The 7267-nt window shown below is 63.4% G+C and carries 8 protein-coding genes; 2 read left to right on the top strand and 6 right to left on the bottom strand.

Annotation, left to right across the window (positions count from 1 at the left end):
- Positions 1–93: 93 nt before the first annotated feature.
- From DQ353_RS20770 to DQ353_RS20785, 4 genes are all read right to left on the bottom strand, one after another.
- Positions 94–609 (bottom strand): peptidase, encoded by a 516-nt coding sequence (locus DQ353_RS20770; protein WP_286166952.1) that lies wholly within the window; start codon positions 607–609, stop codon positions 94–96.
- Positions 581–1654, bottom strand: a complete 1074-nt coding sequence (locus tag DQ353_RS20775; protein ID WP_113765089.1) for a cation diffusion facilitator family transporter — start codon at positions 1652–1654, stop codon at positions 581–583. The genes DQ353_RS20770 and DQ353_RS20775 overlap by 29 nt, the downstream gene beginning before the upstream one ends.
- The gene (locus tag DQ353_RS20780) at positions 1651–2013 is read right to left on the bottom strand and encodes an ArsR/SmtB family transcription factor (RefSeq protein WP_113765090.1); all 363 of its coding nucleotides are present in this window, start codon (positions 2011–2013) and stop codon (positions 1651–1653) included. Before DQ353_RS20780 ends, DQ353_RS20775 begins: the two co-directional genes overlap by 4 nt.
- A 119-nt stretch (positions 2014–2132) precedes the next feature.
- The gene (locus DQ353_RS20785) at positions 2133–2663 is read right to left on the bottom strand and encodes a DUF2127 domain-containing protein (protein WP_113765091.1); all 531 of its coding nucleotides are present in this window, start codon (positions 2661–2663) and stop codon (positions 2133–2135) included.
- Between the two features lie 38 nt (positions 2664–2701).
- Here DQ353_RS20785 and DQ353_RS20790 point away from each other — a divergent pair, with 38 nt between their 5' ends.
- Positions 2702–3304: a Chromate resistance protein ChrB gene (locus tag DQ353_RS20790; protein WP_220094084.1), complete on the top strand. Its 603-nt coding sequence runs from the start codon at positions 2702–2704 to the stop codon at positions 3302–3304.
- Complete coding sequence (locus DQ353_RS20795) at positions 3301–4515, top strand: MFS transporter (RefSeq protein ID WP_113765092.1); 1215 nt, start codon at positions 3301–3303, stop codon at positions 4513–4515. Before DQ353_RS20790 ends, DQ353_RS20795 begins: the two co-directional genes overlap by 4 nt.
- 207 nt (positions 4516–4722) lie before the next feature.
- Here DQ353_RS20795 and DQ353_RS20800 read toward each other — a convergent pair whose 3' ends face one another.
- Together DQ353_RS20800 and DQ353_RS20805 are read right to left on the bottom strand one after the other, a co-directional pair.
- The gene (locus tag DQ353_RS20800) at positions 4723–6420 is read right to left on the bottom strand and encodes an LssY C-terminal domain-containing protein (protein WP_113765093.1); all 1698 of its coding nucleotides are present in this window, start codon (positions 6418–6420) and stop codon (positions 4723–4725) included.
- Between the two features lie 188 nt (positions 6421–6608).
- Positions 6609–7055: a DUF2238 domain-containing protein gene (locus DQ353_RS20805; RefSeq protein ID WP_113765094.1), complete on the bottom strand. Its 447-nt coding sequence runs from the start codon at positions 7053–7055 to the stop codon at positions 6609–6611.
- Between the last annotated feature and the right edge of the window lie 212 nt (positions 7056–7267).

Genomic DNA, 7267 nt, shown 5'->3' on the forward strand with positions numbered 1-7267 from the left:
TGTCTCGCGAACGATCGTTCCCGGACACCATAAATCTTTCCCGTCCTCATACATCGCTTGCCGGATCATTCGTAGTCATGGCGGGTTCGGTTCTCAGAGATCACTCAGGCCGAGCCCGTGGTCGTCGAGGCAGGGAGAGCGTTTTCCCGCCGGTGGCCCGACGGAACGCCGGCATGTGCAGGACGGTCCCTTGACGGCGGGCATGTCCAGCCAGAGGAAGCGCTGCATCTTGTTGTATGAACCGAAATCCAAGACTGCACCGTCGAGCTTGGGCGCGAGTTCGCGGCTGACACTGACCACGATTTCTTTATCGTCCGGCCGGTTCCATCCATCGGACGAAGCCGTACCGGACCGTCCTGGAACACTGAGGAGGCATCGAAGGGGTTTCTTCGGTTCCGTCCGCGAGAAATACAGGCCCTGCCTTCGGCAGCCGCCGTCCCCCTGGTAGCAATGCAGCAACCCGCCGAACACGCTGATCATCGTCAAAGCTTCCCCGGTCACGGTGAAACTACCATGGCCGGGGATGCTCGCCGACACTGCGCCGTCGGACGCTGGTGAATCCATCAGACCTGCCGTCCCGTCAATGGTGGTTGTGCGTGGACGGCTCAAGATCGGCTTCTTTTTCGCGTGCGGAGGCCGTAAGGGCTTTGATCACCATGTCATCGAGCTTGGGGAGCGCATGCCCGAGCCGGTGCTCGGCCTCCCGTACGATCCCTTCGACTGTTGACAGGGCTCCGTCAGCGACAACGACGGTTGCAGCGCCCTGGAGCCGATGGCCAACCCAGCGCAGCTGCAGCCGCGGCACGGCCAGAATGCCGGGCGTTCCCTCGATGGCGGTTTGTGCGCGGGCGACGAGCTCGGGTTCGATGCCGTCCATGAGCCGTCGGCCGATGCTGCGCACCGTGCCCCACAGCAGGACGATGATTGCGACGGAGATGAGCAGGCCAACTATGGGGTCGGCCAGCGGGAACCCGAGCATGACCCCGCCTGCGCCGAGCACGACGGCGAGGGACGTGAATCCGTCGGTGCGTGCGTGCACACCGTCGGCTACGAGTGCGGCAGAACCGATCTTTTGCCCGACCCTGATCCGGTACACCGCCACGATTTCGTTGCCGGCGAATCCGATCACGCCGGCGGCGAGCACCCACCACAGGTTTTCGAGCGGTTGCGGGTTGAACAGCCGGTCGATGGACTGCCATGCGGCAAGGATGGCGGACAGGGCAATGACCGCGACGATGAACAAGCCGGCCAGGTCCTCGGCCCGCCCGTAACCGTAGGTGTAGCGTTTCGTGGCCACGCGACGACCCAGGATAAAGGCAATCCACAAGGGCACGGCGGTCAGCGCATCGGAAAAGTTGTGGATGGTGTCTGCCAGCAGCGCCACGGAACCGCTGATCGCCACCACGATGACCTGCAGCACCGTCGTGGCCAGCAGGGTCACCATGCTGATCTTTAATGCGCGGACGCCTTCCTTGCTCGCCTCCAAGGCGTTGTCGATTGAATCGGAGGAGTCATGGGTGTGTGGCACGAACAGTTCAAACAGCCAGTCCTTGAAACCCGAATGGTGCTGGTGGGCGTCTCCGTCGTGGTCGTGGTCGTATGGGTGTCCATGGTTATCCGCGGGGTGGTGGCCGGTTGGGTCGGTGATGCTCATGCCGTGGCCTGATCCGCGCGGTGGTGCGCCGGCACCCCGCCGAGCGCGTGCTCGGCTTGATAGATCGCATCGGCCACCAGCTGGCGGGCATGTTCGTTCTCCAACCGGTAGATGACCTTGGTGCCGTCCTGGCGGGTGGAGACCATGTGCGCCAAACGCATCTTCGCCAGGTGCTGCGATACCGCTGCCGGTGACTTGCCCACGACCTCCGCCAGCGCCCCGACCGCCATTTCCCCCTTGCGCAGGGCAAGGACGATCCGCACCCGGGTGGCATCGGCCAGCATGGAAAAGACCTCCACCGCCAGTTCGACATACTGGCTGTCGGCATCCAGCGAGCAAACTCTCTTATCTGCATTCATACGCATATTGTGTCATTAAAGATTTCCTGCCCCTGCATCCACCCCGGCCTTGGGGCCGACGCCCTGCCCGCGCCCACCCGAGGAGTTCTGCGCGCGGGCTGGCTGTGCACGGAAATGATTTACCCGGCCGTGGCCCCAGGAGTCGATCCTTGGTCAGCATGGTTGCCATCCTGACGGGCCCGGTGGGACCTGTATTCGTGCGCGGTGAGCCAGACGATGAAGATATCGAAGGCGGTCAGCAGGGCCATGCCCCAGCTGAAGGCGACCACCATCTCATAGCCTTGGTAGGCGATGAAGACCAGGAGAAAAGCGATCATCCACGGGTAGGCCCACAACTTGTCTTTCAGCACAGCCCACACCAGAACGACCTTCACCAGCCCATGCAACAGCAGGTAGATCGCGCCGAACAGTGTTGCCGACACGGTCAGGGTCCCCGCCAGGTGCACCAGCGCGGTGGCAACCAGGTCATTCGGATCTTCGGAGAGCTCATGCTGGGTCAGCAGTCGGGCCAGGGCGCCCATCTGGGCTGGTGAGACCACCAGGAGCAAAAATCCGCCCACCAACTCAAGGACCCCATCGAGGCCCTTGAGGACCAGGCTGATCCTAAAAGTTATGTCCAACAGTGTCCTGTCGGCGGTGGTGGTACGCATCAACACTCCTACTTGTAACTGCTGTTACAATCATCATTGTGACACACAATATCAACTGGGTCCTGATCATCCCACAGATTCCGTCCGAGCCGTCCCGCCACCGGGTGGCGGTGTGGCGCCAGCTACGCAAGGCCGGAGCCGTCCCCATTTCCTCCGGGGTCTGGGCACTGCCGGTGGGACCGGCCTTCCAACCCGACCTGGACCGGGCCGGGGAACTCTGCCGCAAGGGCGGCGGCACCCTTGCCGTCATTGATGCCTCCCCGCGCGACGAGTCCTCCGCAGCAATGATCCGGGAGACCTTCAAGGCCGCGCGGATCGATGAATGGTCCGAGTTCGTGGCTGATTGCGGCAAGTTCGAAGCGGAAATTGCCCGGGAAATCCAGAAGCGGAAATTCACCTTCGCCGAGCTCGAGGAAGAGGAGCAAAGCCTGGATCGGTTGCGACGCTGGTACCGGGATCTGAAGAAACGCGACGTCCTGGAACTGCCCGAGGCGCAAGCCTCCGACCAGCGGTTGCGCACCTGCGGCGCAGCCTTGGACGACTACGCCGACCGGGTCTATCAGGCCGTCCACGGCACCCGGCAGGACGACGGAAGCGGAGAAGCCGAGCCGTACGAGACCGGGGATAGAGCAGCCGAATGACCCGGCCCCGCAACCACGGCGATACCGCCACACCTGTGGTTTCGGCCACCGCGCCCGGACCTTCCCGGCGGGTGTTGGCTCCGCTGTATGCGGCCGGGTTCACCACCGCCTTCGGCGCCCACAGCATCGCCGCCGGGCTGGGTGCCGAAAGCGGAGGCATCGGGCTCGGACTTCTCACCTTCGGCATCCTCCTGGCCCTCTACGACGTTGCGGAAGTCATTCTCAAGCCCCTCTTTGGCTCTCTGAGCGATAAGGTCGGGGCGAAACCGGTCATCGTGGCCGGCCTGGCTGCATTCGCCCTCGCCTCCCTGCTGGGAACCCTGGGGACCACCCCACTGATCCTGGGGCTGGCACGCCTCGGCCAGGGAGCGGCGGCCTCGGCATTTTCCCCGGCATCCTCGGCGGCAGTGGCCCGGCTCGCCGGACCTGCGGCAGCCGGCAGCTACTTCGGAAAATACGGTTCATGGAAGGGCCTGGGTTATGTCCTGGGCCCGTTGTTGGGAGCAGCGCTGATCTGGATCGGCGGATTCCCCGCCCTCTTCCTGGCGATGGTCATCATCTCAGCGACGGCCGCCGTATGGACCTGGGTTGCCATGCCCCATGTGCCGGTCCTTCCCCGCCGTCGCTACACGGTCGCGGACCTGGCCCGGCAAAGCACCGAACGGTCCTTCCTTATTCCCACCCTGGCCCTGGCCGCGGCCACCGGGGCACTGGGGGCTGCCGTCGGATTCCTGCCCCTGATGGGCGCCAGCATGCAGCTTCCCCTGGCGGGAAGCATGGCCGTGGTGGCCATCCTGGCACTGTCCTCCACCCTCACCCAACCATTGGTCGGAAAGCTGCGGGATCAGGGACGCATGTCGCCCCGCGCCGGCATGAGTGTCGGGCTGGCCCTGGTCGCTGTGGGGATCGTCGCATTAGCCCTTGCACCATTGCCTGCGACGCTCTACGCGGCAGCGGTCCTCATCGGTTGCGGCATCGGCATCACCACACCCCTGGGGTTCGCCCACCTCGCCGCCACGACTCCACCGGAACGAATGGGCAGAACCATGGGAGCGGCGGATCTTGGCCGGGAAATCGGTGACGCCGGAGGACCGCTCATCGTCGGAGCCATCGCCACGGCGATCAGCCTTGCCGCAGGACTCGGAGCCCTTGCGATTCTGGTAGCCGTCGCAGCAGTATGTTGCGCGGTCCTGCTGCGCCCGCGGTCGTGAATCCGGACCACGAAGTTCCCGCGGACCCACAAGCGGTCTAAGGGGCATGGTTCACCGTGCCGTCCTGGCATCGACCCCGGGACGGTCCACAGAAGCCATTCTTGGCGTCCCCCGCGAAAGCTGATGCTCCGCGGAAATGATGTTGCCTCCGCGGCAGCGGTGGTGCTGGGTTCTGGAGCCCGGCACGTTGACTCGTTGCACTCCCGGCTACCGGAGGGCAGGATCCCCGGCGTTGATGATCGCCGCTTGTCCATCGGTGAAAAACCCGTCCCCGGTGGCGTTTTGGCCCAGTTGCGGGTCTGCTACACGGATCATGCGCGGGTCCTTGATCCCCAGTGAGCCAAGGATGTAGCTGCGCTCGGCATCGACGTTGGGGTCGATGTGGTGTGTTGGCAGGCCAGTCCTCTTGGCTAAGCCGATGCCCTCATCGAAGCTGGCGGTGGCGACCCACACCGGTTGGCCCTTGACGGTGAAATTGGTTTTCCAGATCCTGGTGTGGTGCCGTTGCACCAAGGTGTTGGTGTCGGTGGGTTTTTCGAAGGCCATTGTCTCGGGTTCGGCGTCCAGGTATGAAGGGGTCACCGGGGCCGTGAGGTACTGCTCGTTGCGTATCGCAACGACGATGGCCCGAAGCGTGTTTGCCGGTGTTGAGGGATCCGCCTTGTGCCAACCCGCGCGAACGAACATCGACTCGATCTGGTCTTGGCTGCCCAGGAAGATGAAACTGATCGGTTCCATGCGGCTTCCGGTCAACGTTTCGCTATAGTCCGGCAGGTCCTTCACCGTGGTTTTGTCGATATCCGTCAACGGGTGCTCCGTGCTCGGGGAGGGGACCGTCGACAAGGGGGTCAGCCCAGTGCCAAAAAACCCTGCAAACAGCAGGGTGGCGGCCGCTGCCACCAGCAGGGGCCTGACGATATTCGTGCCCAAGCGAACCGACGTGAGCACGCCATACCGTACAACGATCTCCACGCAAGTGATGATGATGGCCAGGAAACACAGCCCCAGGGCCAGGCTGCCCAGGATGTCGCTGGGGTAATGGACCCCGAGGTAGATGCGGCTCAATCCCACCAGCAAGACCATGGTGATGGTGGCCAGGACGATGGAGAGCTTCAAGGCGTAGGGCTTGGAAACCCGGATCAGCAGGTAGGCAAAAAGACCGCTGATCACCACGGCGGTCAGGGTGTGGCCGCTGGGGAACCCGAAGCTGTTTTCCGTCACGAGTGCCAAGGACCGATCCGGGCGTGAACGTCCAATGAGGTGCTTGGCTGCCGTGGAACCCAGTCTGGTGAGGATGGCACTGCCGGCGAAAAGCACAAACAACCAACGGTGTTTGGGGGTTCGCCACACCGCCACACCCAACACCAGCAGGAAGAAGACGAGCGACAGGCTGCTGGCTCCGAAGGTGAAGAAAACAAAGAATCGGTTCTGCCCGGAGGAACGTATGTACGGGACCAGGTTCAAGATCCGCTGGTCGATGGCGGCGTACGTGCTCTGGGCCATGACCGCGCCGGTGATAGCCAGGAAAAAGGCAAGAGATGCCAGCGAAGCAACCGCCCCGAGGGTCAGCAGCAGGCCTCGGGGGTCTCGGGGGGAGAATCGCTGGAGGACCCATGCCGTCAGCCGGGGATATCGTGTCCGAGCCGTCCGGACGTAGTGGTTTTTCCCGGCACCCTGCGCGGCCGAGCCCGCGATGGAGCACAGGATCACCAGGGGCGTTTTGAGCACCACGGCAAGGCTGAAAACGAAGGTCACCAGCAACAGCAATTGGACGAGTAACGCCACGGCCAGAAAGAAGGGGATCCCCACGACATCGAGATTCTTCGCCACATAGAGATTCAGCAGACTTAGTCCGACCACGAGCAGCGAGAGGACCGCATGCTTCACGGTGCGGGAACCGGGCATCCTCGTCTCCCTTCCTCCGGATATGCCGTGCGTCGCCACACCTGACCTATTTCCCAGCGTAGACGCGAAGCCGCCGGGCGAGGGAAAAGCCACTCAAGAAGTGTCCGCTTCCACTCCGAACACGGAGAAATGCCTTGGGGCCGGTTCCGGCCGGGTACGGTTCAACGCGGAGCGCCGCGAACCCCGCATTAGTCCTCGTCGGCGCCTGTCACCGGTGGTGTCTCGGTGGGCACCCTCGTGTCCTGAGTAGCCGGCGCAACGGAGTAGAGGTCACGGTCTCGAAGTAGCGAATCGACCAGGGGGAGTCGGTGGCCCCTGTGGTGGATGCTCATGGTGATGGCCACCGCCGTCGCGCCGGCGACGCCGAAGATGATGTCCGTCATGGTGTCCTCGAGGCTAGCGTTTTGCGCGCGGGTGCCCAGAAGATGGTCACTGGTGTATTCGGTGATCTCCCAGGCTGCAGCGATGAAGCCGCCGGTGGTGAGGATCCCGGCCGTAAGCAAGAATGGCGGAAACACCAGGAGGTGCCGCCTGCCGATGACCCCGAAGGCGAATATCACGGCGAATCCGACCAAGAGGCCGGACCTGGCGTTCTCCACGATCGAGAGCCGCGAGTAATCAGTGCGGGCATTCACCGTCGATGCCGATGCCTTCCCAAGGACCTGGACACAACATCAGGGACCCAGATACCGCATGAATACAGACCATGTGAATAACGGTCACTACCAGTAAGCCGCCCCATGACGTACTCCTGGCATGCCATGGGCTACTGCTGGGGTTTGGGCTTGTCCCGCTTTTCCGGTTGTTTCGCGGGGAGGGCGTTGTCCCAGTAGCGGGTCGCCTGCTC

Origin of the sequence: Arthrobacter sp. AQ5-05 (assembly GCF_003287975.1) — a bacterium.
In the GTDB taxonomy this organism is placed as follows: Bacteria; Actinomycetota; Actinomycetes; order Actinomycetales; family Micrococcaceae; genus Paeniglutamicibacter.